The 22,839-nt window shown below is 72.1% G+C and carries 18 protein-coding genes; 12 read left to right on the top strand and 6 right to left on the bottom strand.

The features are described 5' to 3' along the window. Positions 1–199: 199 nt before the first annotated feature. The 4 genes from Prubr_RS07110 to Prubr_RS07095 are packed head-to-tail and all read left to right on the top strand — an operon-like array spanning position 200 to position 3,670. The gene (locus Prubr_RS07110) at positions 200–1,120 is read left to right on the top strand and encodes an ABC transporter ATP-binding protein (RefSeq protein WP_212822750.1); all 921 of its coding nucleotides are present in this window, start codon (positions 200–202) and stop codon (positions 1,118–1,120) included. Then, on the top strand, positions 1,107–2,006 hold the full coding sequence (locus Prubr_RS07105; RefSeq protein WP_212822749.1) for an ABC transporter permease: 900 nt from the start codon (positions 1,107–1,109) through the stop codon (positions 2,004–2,006). The genes Prubr_RS07110 and Prubr_RS07105 overlap by 14 nt, the downstream gene beginning before the upstream one ends. Beyond that, positions 2,003–2,914 carry an ABC transporter ATP-binding protein gene (locus Prubr_RS07100; RefSeq protein WP_212822748.1) on the top strand — a complete coding sequence of 304 codons (912 nt, stop codon included), beginning with the start codon at positions 2,003–2,005 and terminating at the stop codon, positions 2,912–2,914. The genes Prubr_RS07105 and Prubr_RS07100 overlap by 4 nt, the downstream gene beginning before the upstream one ends. A gap of 45 nt (positions 2,915–2,959) precedes the next feature. Continuing rightward, positions 2,960–3,670, top strand: a complete 711-nt coding sequence (locus Prubr_RS07095; protein ID WP_212822747.1) for an ABC transporter permease — start codon at positions 2,960–2,962, stop codon at positions 3,668–3,670. 174 nt (positions 3,671–3,844) lie between these two features. On the opposite strand, the gene ppc is transcribed toward Prubr_RS07095, so the two are convergent. Next, positions 3,845–6,631, bottom strand: coding sequence for a phosphoenolpyruvate carboxylase (gene ppc, locus Prubr_RS07090; protein WP_212822745.1), 2,787 nt, complete (start codon positions 6,629–6,631; stop codon positions 3,845–3,847). 202 nt (positions 6,632–6,833) lie between these two features. On the opposite strand from ppc, the gene Prubr_RS07085 reads away from it, so the two are divergent. Beyond that, positions 6,834–8,003, top strand: a complete 1,170-nt coding sequence (locus tag Prubr_RS07085; RefSeq protein ID WP_425517988.1) for a S66 family peptidase — start codon at positions 6,834–6,836, stop codon at positions 8,001–8,003. 88 nt (positions 8,004–8,091) lie between these two features. On the opposite strand, the gene Prubr_RS07080 is transcribed toward Prubr_RS07085, so the two are convergent. Then, a complete protein-coding gene (locus Prubr_RS07080) occupies positions 8,092–9,018 on the bottom strand; it encodes a DUF559 domain-containing protein (protein WP_212822743.1) in 927 nt (308 codons plus the stop codon). Positions 9,019–9,128: 110 nt separating this feature from the next. After that, on the bottom strand, positions 9,129–10,052 hold the full coding sequence (locus tag Prubr_RS07075) for a cyclase family protein (RefSeq protein ID WP_246568409.1): 924 nt from the start codon (positions 10,050–10,052) through the stop codon (positions 9,129–9,131). A gap of 187 nt (positions 10,053–10,239) precedes the next feature. Between Prubr_RS07075 and mfd the strand changes: the two genes are divergently transcribed. The 4 genes from mfd to Prubr_RS07055 all read left to right on the top strand — a co-directional run bounded on the left by mfd (position 10,240) and on the right by Prubr_RS07055 (position 17,375). Beyond that, positions 10,240–13,863, top strand: coding sequence for a transcription-repair coupling factor (gene mfd / locus Prubr_RS07070; RefSeq protein ID WP_212827630.1), 3,624 nt, complete (start codon positions 10,240–10,242; stop codon positions 13,861–13,863). 13 nt (positions 13,864–13,876) lie between these two features. Next, positions 13,877–14,638, top strand: coding sequence for a SurA N-terminal domain-containing protein (locus Prubr_RS07065; protein ID WP_212822741.1), 762 nt, complete (start codon positions 13,877–13,879; stop codon positions 14,636–14,638). A gap of 4 nt (positions 14,639–14,642) precedes the next feature. Next, positions 14,643–15,665 (top strand): nucleoside triphosphate pyrophosphohydrolase, encoded by a 1,023-nt coding sequence (locus Prubr_RS07060; RefSeq protein ID WP_212822739.1) that lies wholly within the window; start codon positions 14,643–14,645, stop codon positions 15,663–15,665. 102 nt (positions 15,666–15,767) lie between these two features. Further along, positions 15,768–17,375 carry a DUF885 domain-containing protein gene (locus Prubr_RS07055; protein ID WP_212822737.1) on the top strand — a complete coding sequence of 536 codons (1,608 nt, stop codon included), beginning with the start codon at positions 15,768–15,770 and terminating at the stop codon, positions 17,373–17,375. Positions 17,376–17,503: 128 nt separating this feature from the next. Here Prubr_RS07055 and nudC read toward each other — a convergent pair whose 3' ends face one another. Next, a complete protein-coding gene (gene nudC / locus Prubr_RS07050) occupies positions 17,504–18,427 on the bottom strand; it encodes an NAD(+) diphosphatase (protein ID WP_246568407.1) in 924 nt (307 codons plus the stop codon). Between the two features lie 32 nt (positions 18,428–18,459). Beyond that, complete coding sequence (locus tag Prubr_RS07045) at positions 18,460–19,161, bottom strand: hypothetical protein (protein ID WP_212822733.1); 702 nt, start codon at positions 19,159–19,161, stop codon at positions 18,460–18,462. Positions 19,162–19,503: 342 nt separating this feature from the next. Here Prubr_RS07045 and eno point away from each other — a divergent pair, with 342 nt between their 5' ends. The 3 genes from eno (at position 19,504) to Prubr_RS07030 (ending at position 22,080) form a co-directional block, all read left to right on the top strand. Further along, complete coding sequence (eno, locus tag Prubr_RS07040) at positions 19,504–20,787, top strand: phosphopyruvate hydratase (RefSeq protein ID WP_212822731.1); 1,284 nt, start codon at positions 19,504–19,506, stop codon at positions 20,785–20,787. A 92-nt stretch (positions 20,788–20,879) separates the two neighbouring features. Continuing rightward, positions 20,880–21,527 (top strand): FtsB family cell division protein, encoded by a 648-nt coding sequence (locus Prubr_RS07035; protein WP_212822729.1) that lies wholly within the window; start codon positions 20,880–20,882, stop codon positions 21,525–21,527. Continuing rightward, the gene (locus tag Prubr_RS07030; protein WP_212822727.1) at positions 21,517–22,080 is read left to right on the top strand and encodes a DUF501 domain-containing protein; all 564 of its coding nucleotides are present in this window, start codon (positions 21,517–21,519) and stop codon (positions 22,078–22,080) included. The genes Prubr_RS07035 and Prubr_RS07030 overlap by 11 nt, the downstream gene beginning before the upstream one ends. Here Prubr_RS07030 and Prubr_RS07025 read toward each other — a convergent pair. Further along, positions 22,061–22,795 (bottom strand): hypothetical protein, encoded by a 735-nt coding sequence (locus Prubr_RS07025; protein WP_212822725.1) that lies wholly within the window; start codon positions 22,793–22,795, stop codon positions 22,061–22,063. The genes Prubr_RS07030 and Prubr_RS07025 overlap by 20 nt on opposite strands. Positions 22,796–22,839: the final 44 nt, after the last annotated feature.

Raw genomic sequence — 22,839 nt, 5'->3', positions numbered from 1 at the left:
ACCGCCTCCGTCCCAGCCGTTACCGTCCCGGAACCTGCCCCATCATCGCGCACCGATGGTGACCGCCGCCCGCCACGGTCCACCGGTGCGCGGGGGACCGCCCCTAGGGTCGCCGGCCCGGGGCGTCAGGGCAAGCTCAGGGAAAAGGGTCGACTTCGGTCGGTCCCACGACGGCCCGCCGATCCCTACGCTGAGCGTCGTGACACTTATCGCGACCCAGTCGCTCACCAAGACGTACGGCGGGCGGGTGACCGCCCTGTCCGACCTGACGGTGACGGTCGAGCCCGGCATCGTCGGCCTGGTCGGCGCCAACGGCGCGGGCAAGTCGACCTTCATCAAGATCATGCTCGGTCTGCTCGAACCGACCAGCGGCCAGGTCCGGGTCCTCGATCTCGACCCCACGACGCAGGCCGAGCAGGTCCGGGCCCGGGTCGGCTACATGCCCGAACACGAGAGCCTGCCGCCCGACCTGTCGGCGGCCGAGTTCGTCACCCACCTCGGCCGGATCAGCGGGCTGCCGCGCACCATCGCCAGGGAACGGGCCTCGGAGGCGCTGCGCCACGTCGGCCTCTACGAGGAGCGCTACCGGCAGATCGGCGGCTACTCCACCGGCATGAAACAGCGGGTCAAGCTCGCCCAGGCCCTCGTACACGACCCCGACCTGCTGCTGCTCGACGAGCCCACCAACGGACTCGACCCGGCCGGCCGCGACGCGATGCTCAACCTCATCCAGCGCATCGGCACCGAGTTCGGCATCTCCGTACTCGTCTGCTCGCACCTGCTCGGCGAGGTCGAGCGGATCTGCGACTCGCTGATCGCGATCGACGGCGGCCGGCTGCTGCGCGCCGACAACATCTCGGCCATGACCGGCGCCACCGACGTGCTCACCATCGAGGTCAGCGAGGGCGTCGACGAACTCGCCGCCCGCCTCGCCGCGGACCGGCTGCCGGTGCGCCGGGAGGGCCGGCTGCTGCTCGTACCGGTCGAAAGCGACCGGACGTACGACCTCATCATGACCGCGGTGGCCGAACTCGAACTGCCGCTGCACCGTCTCGACCAGCGGCGGCACCGGGTGGCCGAGCTGTTCGCCCAGAGGGAGACCACCAGTGCCAACGCCTGAGACCAACGCCCCGGCGGGCGTCATCCACGACATCGGATACCAGCGCTACACCGGGCCGCGGCTCGGCCGGCGGTACGTCGTCGGCTCGCTCTACGTACACGCGCTGCGTACGGCGTTCGGCCTCGGCCGCAGCGCCAAGGCGAAGATCTTCCCCTGGCTGATCGTCGGCATCGTCACCCTCGTCGCGGTCATCGCCGCCGGCGTACGGGCCCAGCTCGGCGAGGTCCTGTTCACCTATGCCCAGTTCGCCGACGGGCTGAGCTGGCTGGTCATCTTCTTCGTCGCCATCGTCGCGCCCGAGCTGGTCTCCCGCGACCTGCGCAGCGGCGTCCTGCCGCTCTACTTCTCCCGGCCGTTGCGCCGCGGCGACTACGCCCTGGCGAAGCTGGTCGCCCTCGTCACCGCGGTCTGGCTGCTGCTCGGCGGACCGCAGCTGCTGATGTTCCTCGGGGCCGCGTTCACCATCGACGGCGGCGCCGGCGCGGTCTGGGACGAGTTCCTCGACCTGGTGCCCGGACTGCTCTACGCCGGCATGTGGGCGGTTCTCTTCGGCGTCGTCGGGTTGCTCGTCGCCTCCCTGACCGGCAAGCGGGCGTTCGCCGCCGGCGGCATCGTCGCCGTCTTCCTGATGACCACCCCGGTCGCCGGGGTGCTGTCGGTCATGCCGTCGCAGGCCGTCAACGAACTGGCCGGGATCGCCGCCCCGTCCACCCTCGTGCAGGGCATCGGCATCTGGCTGTTCCGCGACCAGCTGATCACCTTCGACGGCGGGGCCGCGGGCATGCCCGGTGACTTCGGACCCGTGTACGCCCTGTTCGCCGTCGCCCTCGTCACCGCCTGCGTCCTGCTGCTGCTCGCCCGATACCGGAAGGTCGCCGCCTCATGAGCCACGTCGAGTTGGCGGGCGTCTCCCGCTGGTACGGCAACGTCGTCGCGGTCAACGACGTCACGATGACCCTCGGCCCGGGCGTCACCGGGCTGCTCGGCCCGAACGGCGCCGGAAAGACCACCCTGCTGCACATGATGGCCGGCTTCCTCGCCCCGTCCCGGGGAGCCGTCACCGTCGACGGCGCGCCCACCTGGCGCAACCCGTCGGTCTACCGGCGGCTCGGGCTGGTCAGCGAGCGTGAGGCGGCGTACCCGTTCCTCAGCGCGTACGAGTTCGTGCTGGCCAGTGCGCGGCTGCACGGGCTGCCCGATCCGGTCGCCGCCGCCAAGGCGGCGATCGAGATGGTCGAGATGGCCGACGCGCAACACCGACGGATCGGCACGTACTCCAAGGGCATGCGGCAGCGGGCCCGGGTCGCCGCCGCCCTCGTCCACGACCCGCAGGTGCTGCTGCTCGACGAGCCGTTCAACGGCATGGACCCACGGCAGCGGATGCACATGATGGACCTGCTGCACCGGCTCGGGGACGCCGGCCGGACCATCCTGTTCAGCTCGCACATCCTCGAAGAGGTCGAGCAGCTGTCCGGCACCGTGCAGGTCATCGTCGCCGGCCGGCTCGCCGCGTCCGGCGACTTCCGCTCCATCCGGCGGCTGATGACCAACCGGCCGCACGTCTTCGCCGTCCAGTCGACCGACGACCGGCGGCTGGCCACCGCGCTCATCGCCGAGCCGTCGGTCGCCGGCGTCGAACTCGACCGCGCCGGCCTGACCGTCCGTGCCAGCGACTACGGCACCTTCACCCGGGTGCTGCCCCGGGTCGCGCTCACCACCGGCATCCAGGTCCGCCGCCTGCTGCCCTCCGACGAGTCGCTGGAGAGCGTGTTCTCGTACCTGGTGGAGGCGTGACGGTGCCCGGCACCGCGCCCGCCGATCGTCTATGAAGGAGTCTTCTTGTCCACCGTCACCTGGATCACCGCCCGCGGCCTGTTCGGTCGCCGCCGGTTCCTGCTGCTGGTCCCACTACCGCTGCTGGTGATCGCGCTCGCCGTCGCGTCCCGGATCGTCGGCATCGACGCCGACGCCTGGGGGCAGGCGGTCGTACTCGGGCTCGGACTGGCCGTCGTGTTGCCCGTCGTCGCGCTCATCGTCGGCACCGGCGTACTCGGCTCCGAGATCGACGACGGGACCGTCGTCCACATCCTGACCACCCCGTTGCCCCGCTGGCAGATCATCCTGCCCAAGCTGTTCGTGGCGACCGCAGTCACCACGGTCACCGCCGCGATCCCGCTCTACGTCGCCGGGGTGCTCGCCCACTCGGTACGGTTCGGGCTGGCCCTGGTCGCGGTCAGCGCGATCGGTGCGCTGGCGTACTCGGCGTTCTTCCTGGCGCTGAGCCTGCTCACCCGGCGGCCGGTGCTGCTCGGCCTGGTCTATGTGCTGATCTGGGAGGGGCTGCTCGGCAACTTCGTCAGCGGCACCCGGGTGCTGTCGATTCAGCAGTACGTGGTGGCGCTGGCCGACAAGATCGCTCCGACCGAGATCCTGACCGCCACGGTCGGCATCCCGCTGGCCGTGGTGATGAGCGTCCTGATCACCGTGGCGGGGACGGTGCTCGCCGTCGACCGGCTGCGATCCTTCAGCGTCGCCGGCGAAACCAGCTGACCCTCCAAGATCCCCGTGATCAGGGACCAAGTCCCGCGTGTCGTCGGCGTGCCGTGCGACGTACTCCCTGATCACGCGGATCTTGCCGGTGAGCGGCCGGGCGGACGGCGGGGCGGGGGCGGCCGGGCGGGGGGCGGCGGCGCGGCTGTGCCGCGCCGCCGCGTGGGGCCAGGGTCAGCCGGTGTTACGCATGCCGGCGGCGATCCCGTTGACCGTGGTCAACAGGGCCCGCTCCAGCGCGGTCCCGTCGTCCGGGCCGCGCCGGGCACCGGGCGCGGTCGCCACCGCCCGGCCGGCCGCACCCGAATCCCGGTACTGCCGCAGCAAAGCCACCTGCAGGTGGTGCAACGGTTCCAGGTAGGTGTCGCGGACGGCCAGCGTGCGCTGGAGCACCGGCGAGTTCTCCAGCAGGTCCGGCACGGCGGTGATGGCGAGCACCTCACGCCGGGTCTGCTCGTACTCCTGCTCGATCGTGGTGAAGATCGGCTGAAGCGGCTCAGGCACCAGCGTCTCCACGTAACGCCGGGCGATGCTGAGGTCGGTCTTGGTCAGCATCATCTCGACGTTCGACAGGAACGTACGGAAGAAGTGCCAGTTCTCGTGCATCTCGGTCAGGACGTCCGAAAGGCCCGCCGCCCGGGCCGCCGCCAACCCCGAGCCGACCCCGAACCAGCCGGGCACGATCTGCCGCGACTGGGTCCAGCCGAAGACCCACGGGATGGCCCGCAGGCCACCCAGCCCGGCACCGGTGTTCGGCCGCTTCGACGGCCGGGAGCCGATGTTGAGCGCACCGAGCAACTCGGTCGGCGTCGACGCCCAGAAGTACTCCGGCAGGTCCGGGTTCTCGACCAGCGCCCGGTAGGCGCGGAACGCCTCGTCGGAGACGACGTCCATCGTGGCGTCCCACCGCTCCAGCTGCTCCTTCGGCTGCCGCGGCGTGGTGTGCAGCAGCGTCGCCTGGAGCACCGCGGCGACGGTCAGTTCGAGGTTCTCCCGGGCCAGCGCCGGCAGCGTGTACTTGTCGGAGATCACCTCACCCTGCTCGGTCACCTTGATCGCGCCGTCGAGGGTGCCGTACGGCTGGGCGAGGATCGCCTCATGGGTGGGGCCGCCGCCCCGGCCGACGGTGCCGCCCCGGCCGTGGAAGAGCCGCAGCCGTACGCCGTGCCGGGCGGCCACGTCGCGCAGCGAGCGCTGGGCCCGGTGGATCGACCACTGCGAGGTGGTGATGCCGGCCTCCTTGTTGGAGTCGGAGTAGCCGAGCATCACCTCCTGTACGTCCCCGCGGGCCGCGACGATCGCCCGGTAGGCCGGCAGCGACAGCATCTCGTCGAGCAGCTCACCACCGGCGTTCAACTCGGCGGGCGTCTCCAGCAGCGGCACGAACCCGATCCGCGCCCGTCCACTGTGTACGTCGACCAGACCGGCCTCCCGGGCCAGCACCGTCGCGGCGAGCACGTCGTCGACACCGAGCGTCATCGAGATGATGTACGACTCGACCACCTCGGCCCCGAACCGCTCCTGCGCGTCACGGATCGTGCCGAACACGTCGAACGTCTTGCGGGCACTCTCGGTCAGCGGGGTGTCGATGCTGCTCAACGGGCGCCGGCCGGTGAGTTCCTCGGCCAGCAGCTTGGTCCGGTCGGCCCGCGACAGCCGGTTGTAGTCGGTCACCTCGCCGACCCGCGCGTAGAGCTGGGCCAGCACCGCGTGGTGTGCCTCGGCGTGCTCGCGTACGTCCATCGTGGCCAGGTGCAGGCCGAACGACGACACCGTACGGATCACCGAGGCGAGCTTGCCGACCGCGGTGAGCTGCCCGGCGTTGCGGGCCAGCGACGCCCGCATCACCTCGAGGTCGGCGAGTAGTTCGCCAGAGCCACGGTAGTCGCGGCCCGGCACGTGGGCGGTGCCCCGGGCCAGCCGCTCGCGGGTGTTCTCGAGCTTCGCCTTCACACAGCGTGCCTTGAGCCGGTAGGGCTCCTCGGCGTTGGTGCGCCGGAACCGCGGCGCCACCTCCGGCAGCGCGTCGAGGTCCTTGGCGAGGCTGGCGGACAGGTCGAGCGAGACGCCGCGCAGTCGACGGGACACCGACACCTCGTCGATGAGGGCGTCCATCGCCTTCTCGGTCGCCTGGATGCCGTGCTCGTGCTGGATGAGCAGCACGTCGCGGGTCACGGTCGGGGTGACGAACGGGTTGCCGTCGCGGTCGCCGCCGATCCACGTACCGAAGGTCAGCGGCCGGCTGGTCGGCGACGTCTCCACGCCGAGCGTCCGCAGCGTGTCGGCGAGGTCGTCGAGCACCTGCGGGGCGGCGTCGCCGTAGAGGTCACGCAGGTAGTAGACGGCGTTGCGGGCCTCGTCGGTCGGGTCCGGCCGGTCCAGCCGCAGCTCGTCGGTCTGCCACAGCAGGTCGAGCAGTTCGGCGAGACGCCGGCTGGTCGGGCCCTCGTCGGTGGCGCCGTACAGCACCGAGTTGGCGGCTTCCGCGTCGAGTTCGTCGGCGACGGCACGCAGCTTCGACAGGATCGACCGCCGGGCGGCCTCGGTCGGGTGTGCCGTGAAGACCGGCCGTACGGCCAGCCGGCGGGCCGCGGCGGCGATCTCGTCGGCCGGCACGCCCCGTTCGGCGATCAGCTTGGCCGCCTGGTCCAGCCAGCCGCCCTGGGTGGCCCGGCGGCGGCGCAGGTCGCGGGAGCGGTGCACCTGCTCGGTGATGTTGGCCAGGTGGAAGTAGGTGGAGAAGGCGCGGGCCAGCTTCGTGCCCGTGGTGACGTCCATCGCGGCGAGCCGCAGCGCGGCGGCCTCGGCGTCGGACCGGACCAGGGCACGGATCTCCTCGACCAGGTCGAGCAGGGGACGGCCCTCCTGGCGGGCCAGGGTCTGTCCGAGGAGGGTGCCGAGGCGCCGGATGTCGGCGCGCAGCGCGGCGTCGGGGCCGTCGTGATCTAGCTGGTCGGTCACCGTGCGCTCCTTACAGTTGTACGGAGGACAGCGCTGTCCGGCTTCAAGAATGCTATCGGCGGTGCCACCGGCCGGGGTCGGGGTGGTGAGTCAAGTCTCAGGGGTTACCTGCTCGTTACCCTATATCGCCCGAAAGGTGCGATAAGTAAGTGGGCCGAAAACGGCGTGCCCGGGCCGCCGGCCACGGCTAGCGTCGATCACCATGCGCTATCCAGCGAAGCCGAAACCCGGCGACCGGGTGGCGGTGGTCTCCCCGTCCGCCGGCCTGCCGGCGATCTTCCCCCACGTGTACGAACTCGGCCTGCGCCGGCTGCGCGACGAGTTCGGGCTGACGCCGGTCGAGTACCCGACGACCCGGATCATGGGCGCCAGCGCAGCCGACCGGGCGCGGGACCTCACCGCCGCGTTCGCCGACCCGACGATCACCGCCGTGCTCGCCACCGTCGGCGGCGACGACCAGATCACCGTCGTCCCGCACCTCGACGACGACGTGCTGCGCGCCAACCCGAAGCCGTTCTTCGGCTACTCCGACAACACCAACCTGCTCAACCACCTGCACCGGCTGGGCATCGTGTCGTACCACGGGGGTTCGGTCCTGGTGCACCTCGGCAGGCCAGGGGCGCTGCACCCGGCGACCGCCGACTCGCTGCGCGCCGCCCTGTTCACCTCCGGCTGGTACGACCTCACACCCGCCGACAGTTGGAACGACGAGCCCATGGACTGGGCCGACCCTGCCAACCTCGACCGTGACCTGCCGATGTTTCCCGGCGCCGGATGGCACTGGCAGGGCCCGGCGACGGTGGTCGAGGGGCCGGTCTGGGGCGGCAACCTGGAGATCATCCACTGGTTGCTCGCCGCCGACCGCGTCGGCCCGACCCCGTGGCTGGGCCCGCCCTCAGGCGCCGCTCCCAATGCGTCAGGTGTTCCCCCCGTGTCGGGTGTGTCCGCCGGGTCAGGTGTGTCCGCCGCATCGGGCGGTTTCCCCGTGTCGGGTGTTCCCGCCGCGTCTGGTGTTTCCATCGAGGGGGGCGGGATCCTGGTCGTGGAGACGTCGGAGGAGCTGCCGTCGGACGTCGAGGTCTACCGCATCCTGCGCAACCTCGGCGAGCGCGGCCTGCTCGCGAACTTCCCGGCCGTCATCGTCGGCCGCCCCAAGTCCTGGGACTTCGCCAAGCGCCGTTCCGCGCCGGAGAAGCAGGAGTACGCGGCGGCCCAACGGGCGGCGGTCACCCGTGCCGTCGGCGAGTACAACCCGGACGCCGTACTCGTCTTCGACGTGGACCTCGGTCACACCGACCCGCAGTTGATCATCCCGTACGGCGGCCTGGCCCGCGTCGACGCCGCCCAACGCCGCATTTCCGTCCGCTACTGACGGACGTCCCGTCTGTCCTGACGGACGCCCGAGTTGATCTGGGCGTAAACCACCCTACGAGGCCCTCATTAGGTGGTTTACGCCCAGATCAACTCGGGCTCCTGGTGGCCTGAGCGCTTTGTCGGCGTTCGGCGATCGCCCGGAACACCAGGGCGATGACCCGGTCCGGATGCCGGAGCACGTCGTCGGCGGTGAACCGCAGCACGAGCCACCCGCAGGCCCGCAGGTCGTTCAGCCGGGCGACGTCCCGGCGGAACCGAGCCTGTTCCCGGTGGTGGTCACCCTCGTACTCGATGGCGATCCGCCACTGCGGATAGGCCAGGTCGACGCGGCCGACGAACCGGCCCTGGCTGTCGTGCACCTCGAACTGGGCGGCCGGACGCGGAGCACCCCCGTCAACCAGGACGAGGCGAAGCCGGGTCTCCATCGGTGACTCGCTGAGTGGTTCGGCGATGGCGAGTACCTGCCGGAGTTGCCTGATCCCGGGGCAGGGCGGGTGGGCGGCGAGATACCCGGCGAGGGTGTCGAGCCGGACGAGCCGCCTGGCGAGCAGCGCGTCGACGGCTACGACCGCCTCGACGCGAGGCATCAACCGGCCGAGGTCGAAGGCCGTACGGGCCGGCGTGGTGACCGACAGGTCGGCGAACCTCGTGACGTCGCTGGCGGGCAGGCGGTAATAGCTGACCACGACGCGTTCCTGCCGGCGTGGCCGGTAGGTGCCGGGCAGCACGACCGAAACCGGACTCTGCCGATCAAGGAGACGCACGCCCCAGAGGTAGGCGGCGCTGAGTCCGCAAATGGCCGCGCCCGGCGGCAGGGTCAACGCGACGGCGTCGCACCACATCCGATGGTCGTCGGGCTGGTAGCCACCGGCATGGACGTAGACGTCGGGCAGCAGCCGGTACCAGGACCTTCCTTCGAGCATTCGCCGGGTGAGGAGTCCCTCGGCGACGGCCCGACTGCCGAGGAACGGCAGGAAGGCCAACTCTCGCGGAACCCGGGCGGTGCGCGGCATCCGACGAGCCTTTCGCCTGCCGCCCGGGCCCGCTGCCCCACAGCAGCGAGAGCCCGCGCAGCCCGTAGTAGACGGCGAGCAGCACCCGGGGGTCCGTCGACCGATGACGGTCAGGGCACGACGGCGAACGCGCGTACGGGGAGGGTGCCCATCCCGGCGACCATCGGTGGCGCCGCGGTGAAGCGGAAGCCCTCCGGCGGAAGCTGGTCGAGGCCACGCAGGTGCTCGACGATCGGGACGCCGGCGGCCAGCAGTGCGCTGTGCGCCGGCCGCTGCCCGCCAGCGGCGGGGGAGGAGTCGTCGATGTTCAGCGAGTCGATGCCGACCAGCGCCGCACCCTGTTCGACCAGCCACCGCGCCCCGTCGCCGGAGAGGTACGGGTGGTCCGGGCCGCCGTACCGCTCGGTGCCGAAGTGCGCGTCCCAGCCGGTGTGCAGCAGCACCGCCCGGCCGGTCACCTCGTACGGTGCCAGCAGCAGCCGGTCGATGGCACGTGTCCCGTCCGGAATGCGTACGACGAGACCGGGCAGGTCGGCGAGCCGGTCGAGCCCGACGCCGGAGAGATCGGGCGTACCGGCATAGCGGTGTGCGGGTGTGTCGACGTACGTACCCGTGTTGCCGATCATGGTGATCCGGGCGACGTGGAACTCGACGCCCTCGGCGTAGCGGGCCCGGGACGCCTCGCGTGACAGCCACTCGTCGATCACCGGGCCGGGCCAGCCGGGCAGCGTCGTCATGCCGTCGTGGATGACGTGGCTCAGTTCGATCAGCCGCCGCCCGGCGCGCCCACCGTCGGCAGCGGCGGTGACGTCGGTGCCCCGACCGCCCCGGTGCGCCTCCCGGAGCAGCGTCTTTTCGCTGATCTGTACCTCGGCGACCATGAGCAGACCCAGATGCCGTACGAAGAGCGCGGCGAGATCGTCGTCGCTGATGTCCGAACCGGGGATGTCGAGCCGGAAGTCCTCGGTACGCAGCCCGCCGCCGTTGGTGAAGGTCACCTCGGCGTCGAACCGTACCCGCCATTGTTCAGCCATCGAGAAAGCCGATCAGGCGCAGTGGCGTGGGGCAAGCGGTTATCGTGCGGCGGTCCCGGAGTCGGCGGGGATAGGCTGGTCGGGCACGCTCCGACCCCCGCCCTACCGGGTGCGGGGGCACTCGCGCGTGCCTCCACGATCCGGTGCCTCCCCGTGCCACGCCCACGCGAGGAAGTGACGTCCCATGATGCTCTCCGGTCTGCTCACCGCCGCCCTCGGCGACAAGGGGCTCGCCCGTACCCGCGACCTGGCCCGGGCCGGCTTCGGCCAGGCCGACGACCTCGACGTGACGGCGCCGCCGGCGCTGCGTCCGTTCGTCGTGGCCGCGATGGCCGCCGCGGCCGACCGGGGCGGGGCGGACCGGCCGGTGCTCGCGGTCACCGCGACCAGCCGGGAGGCCGACGACCTGGCCGCCGCGCTGCACAGCCTGCTGCCGCCGGCCCAGGTGGCGGTGTTCCCGTCGTGGGAGACGCTGCCGCACGAGCGGCTGTCGCCGCGCTCGGACACCGTCGGCCGGCGGCTGGCGATCCTGCGCCGGCTCACCCACCCCGAACTGGGCGACCCGCTGAAGGTGGTCGTCGCCCCCGTACGGTCGCTGCTCCAGCCGCAGCTCAAGGGCCTCGGCGACCTGGAGCCGGTGGAGTTGGCCGTGAAGGGCGAGGCGGCGCTCGACGACACCGTCCGGCGGCTGACCGACCTGGCGTACGCCCGGGTCGACCTGGTCACCAAGCGCGGCGAGTTCGCCGTCCGGGGCGGCATCCTCGACGTCTTCCCGCCGGTCGACGAGCACCCGTCACGGGTCGAGTTCTGGGGTGACGAGATCGAGGAGATCCGCACCTTCGCCGTCGCCGACCAGCGCACGATCGAGGCGGTCGACCGGCTGCACGCCCCGCCGTGCCGGGAACTGCTGCTCACCCCGAAGGTCCGGGCCCGGGCCGCCGAGCTGGCCGAGCAGCACCCGGAGCTGGCCGAGATCCTGGAGAAGCTGGCCGAGGGCATCCCGGTGGAGGGGATGGAGTCGCTGGCCCCGGCCCTGCTCGACGGCACCGGCGCGATGGAGTTGCTGCTGCACCGGATGCCGGCCGGCACCCACGTACTGCTCTGCGACCCGGAGCGGATCCGGACCCGGGCCCACGACCTGGTGCGTACGTCGGCGGAGTTCCTGGAGGCGAGCTGGGCCGCGGCCGCCGTCGGCGGCCAGGCCCCGATCGACCTCGGCGCGGCCGCGTTCCGGACGCTGGCCGAGGTACGCGCGACCGCCGCCACACTGCGCCAGCCGTGGTGGTCGGTGGCGCCGTTCGGCCTGGTGGAGAGCGAGGCGGCGGCCGGCGAACCACAGCCGTGGCTGGACGAGCCGGAGGAGGTGGCCGTCACCCCGGACACCAGTGACGCGGTTACCCTGGCCGCCCACCCGACCCAGCTCTACCACGGCGACACCGGCCGGGTCGTCGACGACCTGAAGCGCTGGGTCGGCGACGGCTGGGCGGTCGCGCTGGTCTTCGAGGGGCACGGTCCGGCACAGCGGTCGGTCGAGGTGCTGCGCGACGCCGGGCTCGGCGCCGTGCTGACCGAGACGATCGAGCAGCCGCCGGCCGCCGGCCAGCTCGTCGTCGCCTGCGGCGCGCTCAACCACGGCTTCGTCGACGAGGCGGCCCGGCTCGCCGTACTCACCGGCAACGACGTCACCGGCGGCCGGGGCGCGTCGACCCGCGACATGCGCAAGATGCCGAGCCGGCGACGCAACACGATCGACCCGCTGGAGCTGAAGGCCGGCGACCACGTGGTGCACGAGCAGCACGGCATCGGCCGGTACGTGGAACTGGTGCAGCGCACCGTCAACGGCGCCGAACGCGAATACCTGGTTATCGAGTACGCCGCCTCGAAGCGCGGTCAGCCGGGTGATCGGCTTTTTGTCCCCACCGACCAGTTGGACCAGTTGTCGAGGTACGTGGGCGGGGAGGCTCCGACCCTGCACAAGATGGGCGGCTCGGACTGGCAGAAGGCCAAGGCCCGGGCCCGCAAGGCGGTCCGCGAGATCGCCGCCCAGCTCATCCAGCTCTACGCCGCCCGCAAGGCGTCCAAGGGCCACGCGTACGGGCCGGACACCCCGTGGCAGCGGGAGTTGGAGGACGCGTTCCCGTACACCGAGACGCCGGACCAGCTCGCCGCGATCGAAGAGGTCAAGCGGGACATGGAGCAGCAGGCGCCGATGGACCGGCTGATCTGCGGCGACGTCGGCTACGGCAAGACCGAGATCGCGGTACGGGCGGCGTTCAAGGCGGTGCAGGACGGCAAGCAGGTGGCGGTGCTGGTGCCGACGACGCTGCTCGCCCAGCAGCACTACAACACGTTCGCCGAGCGGATGAGCCAGTTCCCGGTCCAGATCCGGCAACTGTCCCGGTTCCAGACGCCGAAGGAGGCCGAGCAGACGCTGACCGCCGCCGCGGAGGGCAGCGCCGACATCGTCATCGGCACCCACCGGCTGCTCCAGTCGGCGACCCGGTTCAAGCAGCTCGGCATGGTCATCGTCGACGAGGAGCAGCGTTTCGGCGTCGAGCACAAGGAACACCTGAAGACGCTGCGTACGGCGGTCGACGTGCTGACCATGTCGGCCACCCCGATCCCACGCACCCTGGAGATGGCGATCACCGGCATCCGGGAGATGTCGACGATCGCCACCCCGCCGGAGGAGCGGCACCCGGTGCTGACGTTCGTCGGGGCGTACGACGACAAGCAGGTGGCCGCGTCGATCCACCGCGAGCTGCTCCGCGACGGCCAGGTCTTCTACCTGCACAACCGGGTCGAGTCGATCGACCGGGCGGCCCGCCGGCTGCGTGAGCTCGTGCCCGAGGCCCGGGTCGCGGTCGCGCACGGCCAGCTGGGCGAGGACGCCCTGGAGAAGGTCATGGTCGGCTTCTGGGAGAAGGAGTACGACGTACTGGTCTGCACCACGATCGTCGAGTCCGGCATCGACATCCCGAACGCGAACACGCTGATCGTGGAGCGGGCCGACCTGCTCGGCCTGGCCCAGCTGCACCAGATCCGCGGCCGGGTCGGCCGGGGCCGGGAGCGGGCGTACGCCTACTTCCTCTACCCGCCGGAGAAGCCGCTGACCGAGCACGCGCACGAGCGGCTGGCCACCATCGCCCAGCACACCGAACTCGGTGCCGGCATGTACGTGGCGATGAAGGACCTGGAGATCCGTGGCGCCGGCAACCTGCTCGGCGGCGAGCAGTCCGGGCACATCGAGGGGGTCGGCTTCGACCTCTACGTCCGGATGGTCGGCGAGGCGGTGCAGCAGTTCAAGGGCGAGCGGCCGGAGGAGGAGGTCGACGTCAAGATCGATCTGCCGGTCGACGCGCACCTGCCGCACGACTACGTCGGCGTGGAGCGACTGCGCCTGGAGATGTACCGCAAGCTCGCCGAGGCCCGCGACGAGACTCGGCTGCGCGAGGTCGTCGCCGAGATGACCGACCGGTACGGCGCCCCGCCCGAGCCGGTGCAGAACCTGGTCGCGGTGGCCAGGTTCCGGCTGCTGGCCCGGACGTACGGGCTGACCGACGTGTCGTTGCAGGGCCGGCACCTGCGGTTCGGACCGTTGCCGCTGCCGGACTCCAAGCAGATGCGGCTCAAGCGCTACCACCCGGACTCGGTCTACAAGTCGGCCACCGACCAGGTCAGCGTGCCCCGGCCGACGACCCGACGGATCGGCGGCGAGCCGCTGCGCGACCAGGCACTGCTGGACTGGTGCGCCCAGTTGCTCTCCGATGTCCTCGGCGACCCGGCCGGGGCCCGCCCCGGCCGCGCGTGAGAGCATGTCGACCATGCAGCGTGCCCGTCGTCTGGTGTCGATCGCAGTCATTGCCGCCCTGGGACTCGGCGGGCTGACCGCCTGCCGGTCGCAGCCGGGTGTCGCCGCGTACGTCGGCGACCGCCACATCACCGAGGAGCGGGTCGAGCGGCTCTACAACGACGCGCTGGAGCAGTTGACCGCCGCGATCGAGCAGCAGCGTGCCGCCCAGCCGGAGCAGTCGGAGGGGCCGGAACCGACCGAGGTGACCCTGCCGATCACCCGGCAGGACATCGTGGTGACCCTGGTCGGCGCCGATCTGCTCGGCGGCCTCGTTCGCGAGAAGGGGCTGACCGCCACCCCGGTCGCGGTCGAGCAGGTCGTGCAGCAGCTCCGACTGCCCCCGACCACCGAGTTCGCGCAGCTGTTCGCCGAGTACGAGGGCTACGTGCAGGCACTGGTCGGCGCCTCGCAGCCGGTCGAGCCGAGCGAGGCCGACCTGCGTGACGTCTACGACCGGCTGGCGAAGGGCGGCGGCTTCCGCGACCCGGCGCCGAGCTTCGAGGAGTTCGTCGCCACCCTCGGCACGCAGGACCGGCAGACGCTGTCGCAGAGCATCGGCCTGCGCGACGAGGTCTTCGCGCAGGTGCAGAAGGTCGACGCGACGGTCAACCCCCGGTACGCCCCGGCCCAGCTCGCGCTGGTCACCTTCCAGGGCCCCGACGGCCAGCCGCAGCCGCTGGTGATCCTGCCGTTCGAGGCGAAGACCGCCGAGCCCGCCGTCATCAACCGCTGACCACATGGCGCGGATCGTCCTGCTGGTCACCTCGCCCCGGCTGCCGGCCGGACTGCTGACCGCGGCGGCGTGGGACGCCGTACGCGCCAATCCGGTCTTCGCCGGGGCGGACGGCGAGCTGGTCACGGCGGTCCGCGCGGCGGGCGCCGAGGTCACCGTCACCGAGGACCCGGCGGCCGACCTGCTGGCGGTCGTCGCCTCCGGTCGTACGGTGGTCTGGCTCGCCGGCCCGGCCGGTGACCAGGCGCTGGCCCGCGAGCTGGGGATGCGGCTGGTCCGCGAACCGGGGCTGGCCGAGCTGGAGCTGATGTACGGCTCGTGGGACCCGCCCGGCGCCCGGCTGCTCGACGCGGTGGCGGTGATGGACCGGCTGGTGTCGCCCGGCGGTGACCCGTGGAAGCGGGCGCAGACGCACGCCAGCCTGGCGCAGTTCCTGCTCGAGGAGTGCTACGAGGCGTACGACGCGATCGAGGCCGGTGACCTGGACGCGTTGCGTGAAGAACTGGGCGACGTGCTGCTCCAGGTGGTGCTGCACGCCCGGCTCGCGCAGGAGCTCCCCGAGGGCGAGGGATGGAACGTCGACGACGTCGCCGGCGGCCTGGTGGAGAAGATGATCCGCCGCAACCCGCACGTCTTCGCCGGCCGTACCGTCGAGGACATCGACGAGATCGTCGACAACTGGGAGCAGATCAAGCGGGCGGAGAAGGCCCGGGGCTCGGCCATGGACGGGATCGCGCTCGCCCAGCCGGCGCTGGCGCTGGCGGCGAAGATCCTGCAACGGGCGGAGCGGGCCGGCGTCGCGGTGCCGCTGCCGGCCGCCGACCCGTCCCCCGAGCCGGCCGCCGCGGCGACGGCGCCGCCTGCCGTCGACCGGCCGGACGCGTTGGTCGCCGAGCACGGCCTGGGAGTGGAACTGCTGGCGATCGTGGCGCGGGCGCGGGCCGAGGGGCTGGACGCCGAGGCGGCCCTGCGCCGGGCGGCGCTCGCCTACGCCGAGGCGGTACGCGCCGCCGAGGGTTCCGCCTGACCGGGCCGGCCGCGACACGCCGGCGACGCGCCCGAACAGCTCCCTGATCACGGGGATCGTGGAGGGCGGCGGGGCAGCGGACGGTTGTCGTAGGTTGGCGGGATGCCGCAGTTCGCCCCGCTCGCCGACCGGATCGTCGAAGCGCTCCTCGACAGTGACCCCGCCCTCGCCTCGTCCGCCGGTGACCACCGGGCCGACGACCGGCTGCCCGACCTGTCCGCCGACGGTGTCGCCGCCCGGCTCGCCATGCTGCGCGAGGCCGGCAACGCGCTCGCCGAGGTCGACGCCGACCCGCTCGACCGGCAGGAACAGGTCGACCACGCCATCCTGACGGCGCTGGTCGAGCGCCAGACGTTCGAACTGACCGAGGTACGCACCCACGAGTGGGATCCGCTGCGGCACAACCCCGGCCCGCTGCTGTACGCGCTGCTGGCCCGGCCGTTCGCCCCGGTCGACGTACGGCTGGCGAGCCTCGCCGGCCGGCTCGCCGCCGTACCCGACGCCCTGGCGACCGCCCGGGCGACCCTGCGGGACGTGCCGCGCATCCATGCCGAGACGGCGGCCGGCCAGTTCGCCGGGACGGCGGCGTTGGTCCGCGACGAGCTGCCGGTGCTGCTCGACCAGGCGCCCGGCCTGCGCGGCCGGGTGGAACCGGTCGCCCGGGACGCCGTCGCCGCGCTGGAGGACTTCTCGGCCTGGCTCCAGGTCGACCGCGGCCCCGGCCGTGACCCGCGGCTCGGCCGGCCGCTGTGGGAGGCCCGACTCTGGCACACCCTGGACACCGAGCTGCCCGCCGCCGAGGTGCTGCGCCGGGCGCGGGCCCACCTGGCGGAGGCGGGGGAGGAGCTGCGTGCGGCAGCCGCCGAGCTGGTCGGGGGTCCGGCCACCGACGAGACCGTACGGCGGGCCCTGGACCGGCTCGGCGCCGAGCACCCCGACGACGCGTCGATCGTGGCCGCCGCGACCCGGTCGCTGGCCGCGACGACGGAGTTCGTGACCGGTCACGACGTGGTGTCACCGGTCACCGATCCGTGCGTCATCCAGCTGATGCCGGAGTTCGCCCGGGGCGTCGCGGTCGCCTACTGCGACCCGCCCGGCCCGCTGGAGACCGCGGACGTGCCGACCTTCTACTGCATCGCGCCTCCACCGTCGGACTGGCCGGCGGAGCGGGTCGAGTCGTTCTACCGCGAATACAACAACCACATGATCGAAAACCTGACCGTCCACGAGGCGATGCCCGGCCACTTCCTGCAACTGGCCCACGCCCGGCGGTTCCGGGGTACGACCCGGGTCCGGGCGCTGGGCTGGTCGGGTCCGTTCGTGGAGGGTTGGGCGGTCTACGCCGAGCAGGTGATGACCGAACTCGGATACGGCGGCCTGCCGGTGCGGCTCCAGCAACTCAAGATGCGGCTGCGGATGTCGATCAACGCGATCCTCGACCAGCTCGTGCACTGCGAGGACCTGTCCGAGGCCGACGGGATGGCGCTGATGACCGGGCCGGGGTTCCAGGAGGAGGGCGAGGCGACCGGCAAGTGGCGGCGGGCCCTGCTCACCTCGACCCAGCTGTCGACGTACTTCGTCGGCTTCACCGAGGTCGCCGAGATCGGCGCGCGTCGACCGGCCGGCCGGACCCGGCGCGAGTGGCACGACGAGATGCTCGCGCACGGCTCGCCCCCGCCCCGCCACCTCCGCACCCTGCTGAACGTCTGACCCCGCCAAAGATCCGCGTGATCAGGGATTGAATCGGGCGTGTCGCCGGCGTGCCGGCGTACGAACTCCCTGATCACGCGGATCTTGGTCGGCCCGGCCGGTGGGGCGGCGGGCAGGTGGGCGAGCGGTCAGGACCGGGGCGCGGCGGTGCGGACGGCGTCGTCGATCAGCCAGCGTGAGATCGAGTACGTCGGCGGGATCTCGTCGGGCAGCCGGTCTAGCGGGAACCAGCGGGCGTCGGCGAGTTCGGTGCCGTCGACGACCGGTTCGGCACCGGCGGCGCAGACGGCATGGAAGCCGGCGAGCACCACGCCGGGGCCGGACATCGCCCAGGGCTGGCTGCCGAAATAGGTGACCCGGTCGACCGTGAGCCCGACCTCCTCACCGACCTCGCGGTGCACCGCCTCTTCGAGCGATTCGCCGGCCTCGACGAATCCGGCGACCAGGGCCCAGATCTCGGTCGGCCCGTAGGTGTGCCGGACCAGCAGCAGTTCGTCGACGCCGCCGACCGGACCGGGCCGGCGGATCGCGGCGAGGACGGCGGGGGAGAGTTGCATCGGCACGTAGACCGCGCAGGACGGGCAGCGCCGGGCGTGCTCACCGGGTACGTCGGCCAGTTCGGTCGCGCAGGCGCCGCAGAACCGGTGGGTGCGTCGCCACGTCATCACCTGCAGTGCCCGGCTGGCGAGCGCGGCGTAGGGTTCGCCCAGTTCGGCGGCGACTCTGGGCCAGCCCAGCCAGTCGCCGAGGGCGCCGTCGGCGGGGGCGGGGGCGGGGCGGGCCAGGCCCGGGGCGCCGGCCACGGCGGCTTCGGTGGTGGCGGCTTCGGCGGCCGGGACGGCCTGGGGCGTGGGCAGGGCGCCGGCCCAGACCCGGGCGCCGTCCAGGGTGCCGAGCGGGATCCACTCGGTGCCGGCCGGCAGGTCGCGTACGGCGGGAAACCCGCCGGCCGACGCGACCAGCAGCTTGCGGCCGTCGACCAGCAGGCAGAGATCGTCCGGCGACGCCGGTCCGCTGTTCAGGGCGTCAGGTACGAACCGCCCACCTGCCACGGACCCGGCCGGGGGACGTGGCGACGGGACGGTCATGGGTTGCCGGCACGCTGGTCGACGACGGTCGCCTCGGCGGGTACCTCGAAGGCGGTCGGGTCGACGGCGTCACGCAGCCGGCTCATCGCGAGTTCGACCGGCTTGCCCTCGACCACACCCCGGAAGCTGCCGAGGACACCCTCGGTGGTGACGCAGGCGGTGAAGTTCGCGGCGGCGGTGTCGGCGACCTCGCCGACCTTGACACAGGTGGCGTGCCGACCGGCGATCGTGGTGTCGGTCTGCTCGATGATCGCGTCCGCGTCCAGCGCGGCCGTGGTCAACATGTTGATCACCAGGGTGGGGGTGACCAGGCCCTGGTTGCCCGCGTTCTGGAAGACGGTGATGGCGGGCTTCGCGCTCGGCGACGGCGGGGGCGTGATGGTGCAGGTGAGTTCACCCTCGGAGACGCAGATGACGGTCGCCTCGTCGGTGACGGTGAGTTTGCCGCCCGGATAGGTGTAGGCGGCGCGGACCGGCTTCTGTGCCTGGACGATGCTCGCCGTCTGGCCGCCGCTGAGCTGGTAGTCGGCCGAGTACGTCAGTTCGGTGGACCGGTCGAGCCGGGACGCGAGGTCGTTCACCAGTTCGGCGCGGTCGATCACCTGTCCGGCGTCGCCCAGCGTCTGGCACCCGGAGAGCAGCATCACGGCGACGAGCGATCCCGCGAGGAGGCGGGGCATGGACGGGTCGGCCGGCATGGCCCCAGCCTTGCCGATGGGGCGAAGCCCGCGCAAACCGGTTCCCGCAATATGTGACCCTGATGGCTAAATGTCGGAAAGCTGACTCATGCGGGTTGCGTAACCATCGGTCGCGGAGGCGACGCCCGGCCGCCAACCGTCGCCCGATACGCTGCCATCGAACGCCCAGCCACGCTGTCCCGGGCCGCGGAGCCGAGACCACGGCCGGAGGCTCGCCCGGCCGCGCTGCCGTGGCGGGAAAAGTAGGCTCAAGCCGCACCGTCGCGGCCCGACCGGTAAGCCCCGGCCGCGCCGTAGCGGTCCAGGGGACTCGTAGGAACCCGACAACGAGGAGCGACCACAGTGGCCACCATCGAGGGGATCGTCGCCCGGGAGATTCTCGACTCGCGCGGCAATCCGACCGTCGAAGTCGAGATCGGGCTGGACGACGGCACGATCGCCCGTGCCGCCGTGCCGTCCGGCGCGTCCACCGGCGCGTTCGAGGCGGTAGAGCTGCGCGACGGCGTGAAGGACCGCTACAACGGCAAGGGCGTCGAGAACGCGGTCGCGAACATCGAGGACCGCATCGTCGAGCAGCTCCTCGGCTACGAGGCGAGCGAGCAGCGCCTGATCGACCAGAAGCTGCTCGACATCGACGGCACCGCCGACAAGTCCGACCTCGGCGCGAACGCGATCCTGGGTGTCTCGCTGGCCGTGGCGAAGGCCGCCGCCAGCAGCGCCGAGCTGAGCCTCTTCCGCTACCTGGGCGGCCCCAACGCCCACCTGCTGCCGGTGCCGATGATGAACATCCTCAACGGTGGGGCGCACGCCGACTCCAACGTCGACGTGCAGGAGTTCATGATCGCCCCGATCGGGGCGCCGACCTTCCGCGAGGCGCTGCGGTCCGGCGCCGAGGTCTACCACGCGCTGAAGGCGGTCCTGAAGAAGAAGGGCCTGTCCACCGGCCTCGGTGACGAGGGCGGGTTCGCCCCGGACCTGCCGTCCAACGCCGCCGCCCTCGACCTGATCGCCGAGGCCGTGCAGGCCGCCGGCTACCAGCTCGGCACCGACATCGTGCTGGCGCTCGACGTGGCCGCGACCGAGTTCTACAAGGACGGGTCGTACGTCTTCGAGGGCGCCTCGAAGACCGCCGACGAGATGGTCAACTACTACGCAAAGCTGGCCGAGGCGTACCCGATCGTGTCGATCGAGGACCCGCTGGCCGAGGACGACTGGTCCGGCTGGTCGGCGATGACGGCGGCGCTCGGCGGCAAGCTCCAGATCGTCGGCGACGACCTCTTCGTCACCAACCCGCAGCGCATCGCCCGGGGCATCGCGGAGAGCGCGGCCAACGCGGTGCTCGTCAAGGTCAACCAGATCGGCTCGCTGACCGAGACCTTCGACGCGGTCGAGCTGGCCCACCGCAGCGGCTTCCGGACCATGATGAGCCACCGGTCCGGCGAGACCGAGGACACCACGATCGCCGACCTGGCCGTGGCCACCGGTAGCGGCCAGATCAAGACCGGCGCCCCGGCCCGTTCGGAGCGCGTCGCGAAATACAACCAGCTGCTGCGGATCGAGGAGGAGCTGGCGGACGCGGCGCGCTACGCCGGAGCCGGCGCTTTCCCGCGATACCGTTCTGCGTAGCATCCCGCCGATCCCCGTGGTCGTGGCGGGCGCCGGCGGGTAGCCGGTCACGGCCGCGGGGTCGCGGAGCACCTCGGGGAGGGGGCGCGACGATGGCGCAGCGCCGCACACCAAGTGGGCAGGGCCCGGCCCGCCGGCCGGGTCAGCCGGGCCGGGGCACGACCCGGCGCACCGGCCGGCCGGCCGCCCGCGACTTCGGCGTACGTGTCGAGTCGCGGAACGCGTCGGGGCGTACGCCCGGAACGGGGCGGACCGGCGACGGGCCGCGCTCGGCCAGTCGGCCGGCTGCCGCCCGGCGGGCCGCCGCCGGCGGTGCCGCCAAGCGCACCACCGCACCGCAGCCCCGCCGGTTCACCGGCCGGGCGACGATCCTGGTCGCGGTCCTGGTCGCGCTCGCCCTCGCCTACACCTATCCGGTACGCCTCTACCTCAGCCAGCAGTCCGACATCGCCCGGATCGAGGCGGCGCAGGCGGCCCAGCGGGAGCACATCGACGCACTCGCCGAAGAGGCCGAGCTGTGGCAGGACCCGGAGTACGTCAAGACCGAGGCCCGGAAGCGGTTCTACATGGTCACGCCGGGCGAGGTACCGATGGTCGTCCTGACCGATCCCGAGGGGGCGGCCCGGGACGCCGGCGTCGAGCCGCCGGGCGAGCCCCAGAAATCCGCCCCCTGGTACGACACCCTCTGGGCCAGCATTCAGGCAGCGAACAACGAAGGACAAAACGGCAATGACGGTTGAGCCGCCTGCGGAATCGGCTGCCGGGGGCGTACCGCCGCCGGTCCGGGAACCGGCGACCGAGGCCGACCTGGCCGCGGTGGGTGCGCAGCTCGGTCGCCCGCCCCGCGGCACCCGTGCGGTGGCCCACCGGTGCCCGTGCGGGCTGCCGGACGTGGTCGAGACGACGCCTCGACTGGCCGACGGCACCCCGTTCCCGACGCTGTTCTACCTGACCTGCCCGCGGGCGACGGCCGCGTGCAGCCGGCTGGAGTCCGCCGGCGTGATGAAGGAGATGGCGGAGCGGCTCGCCGAGGATCCGGAGTTGGCAGCGCGCTACGTGGCTGCCCACCGGGACTACCTGACCCGGCGGGAGGCGATCGGCGAGGTGCCGGAGATCGCCGGAGTCTCCGCGGGCGGCATGCCCGGCCGGGTCAAGTGCCTGCACGTGCATCTCGGGCATGCGCTGGCCGCCGGCCCCGGCGTCAACCCGTTCGGCGACGAGACGCTCGAACTGGTCGAACCGTGGTGGACCGGCGGTCCGTGCGTCGACGTGCCTACGACTGGATCACACTGACGTCGACGATCTCCGCGCCGGCCGGCGGGGCGAACGCGGATCCGTCGACCCGGTCGGAATAGCTGACGAGTTCGAGTGATGCCTTTTCGCCCGTGTCGGTGGTGCCGTTGAAGGCCGCGAGCACGCCCGACTCGGTCACGCAGACCGAGAAGTCCTGCGCCACCTCGTCGGGGCCGGCGTTCGGGTCCTTGATCCCGGTGACGTCGGCGCACAGTGACTTCTGGCCGGCGATGGTCCGTTCGGAGGTCTCGACGTCGGCGTCGGGGACCAGTGCCGCGATGGCGACCATGCCGAGTGCGACCTCGGGGGTGATGAAGCCGGGCCCGGCCACGCCGGCGACCAGGGTCGGGTCCCCGGCGGCGGCGGCATGGTTGGGCGCCTTCTGGCAGGTGACCCGACCGGACGCCGGGCCGCAGAAGATCATGTGTTCCGGTGTGAAGATCATGCGACCGTCGCCCTTGACGGTCGCGCTGTTCGGCGGCTGCTGCACGTAGCCGACCGTGTCGCTGTCGCTGCCCTCGATCCGGTATTCGGCGGTGTAGGTGAGGCTGGCCGCCTTGCCGAGCCGGTCGGAGAACTCCGACAGGATGCCGGCGGTGTCCACCACGTTCCGCACGGTGTCGATGACGCCACAGCCCAGCGAGCCGATGCCGAGGACGACGGCGGCCGGGATGGCGACGAAGCGCGCGGCGAAGTGTGCGCGGGGCGTTGTCATGACTGTCACTGTGCGCTCCGATCGACCCGCGTCGACGATCGCGT

Source organism: Polymorphospora rubra, assembly GCF_018324255.1.
GTDB lineage: Bacteria > Actinomycetota > Actinomycetes > Mycobacteriales > Micromonosporaceae > Polymorphospora > Polymorphospora rubra.
The sequence above is the reverse complement of the archived record's forward strand: the minus strand, read 5'-3'. Positions and strand labels throughout refer to the sequence as shown.

Bases quoted from the DNA above. Each gene is read 5' to 3' on its own strand.
- Prubr_RS07080 (WP_212822743.1), bottom strand. From the start codon at position 9,018: ATGCCGCGCACCGCCCGGGTTCCGCGAGAGTTGGCCTTCCTGCCGTTC.
- Prubr_RS07075 (WP_246568409.1), bottom strand. From the start codon at position 10,052: ATGGCTGAACAATGGCGGGTACGGTTCGACGCCGAGGTGACCTTCACC.
- Prubr_RS07085 (WP_425517988.1), top strand. From the start codon at position 6,834: ATGCGCTATCCAGCGAAGCCGAAACCCGGCGACCGGGTGGCGGTGGTC.
- Prubr_RS07045 (WP_212822733.1), bottom strand. From the start codon at position 19,161: ATGCCGGCCGACCCGTCCATGCCCCGCCTCCTCGCGGGATCGCTCGTC.
- Prubr_RS07065 (WP_212822741.1), top strand. From the start codon at position 13,877: ATGCAGCGTGCCCGTCGTCTGGTGTCGATCGCAGTCATTGCCGCCCTG.
- Prubr_RS07030 (WP_212822727.1), top strand. From the start codon at position 21,517: ATGACGGTTGAGCCGCCTGCGGAATCGGCTGCCGGGGGCGTACCGCCG.
- Prubr_RS07035 (WP_212822729.1), top strand. From the start codon at position 20,880: ATGGCGCAGCGCCGCACACCAAGTGGGCAGGGCCCGGCCCGCCGGCCG.
- Prubr_RS07025 (WP_212822725.1), bottom strand. From the start codon at position 22,795: ATGACAACGCCCCGCGCACACTTCGCCGCGCGCTTCGTCGCCATCCCG.
- Prubr_RS07055 (WP_212822737.1), top strand. From the start codon at position 15,768: ATGCCGCAGTTCGCCCCGCTCGCCGACCGGATCGTCGAAGCGCTCCTC.
- Prubr_RS07060 (WP_212822739.1), top strand. From the start codon at position 14,643: ATGGCGCGGATCGTCCTGCTGGTCACCTCGCCCCGGCTGCCGGCCGGA.
- Prubr_RS07100 (WP_212822748.1), top strand. From the start codon at position 2,003: ATGAGCCACGTCGAGTTGGCGGGCGTCTCCCGCTGGTACGGCAACGTC.
- mfd (WP_212827630.1), top strand. From the start codon at position 10,240: ATGCTCTCCGGTCTGCTCACCGCCGCCCTCGGCGACAAGGGGCTCGCC.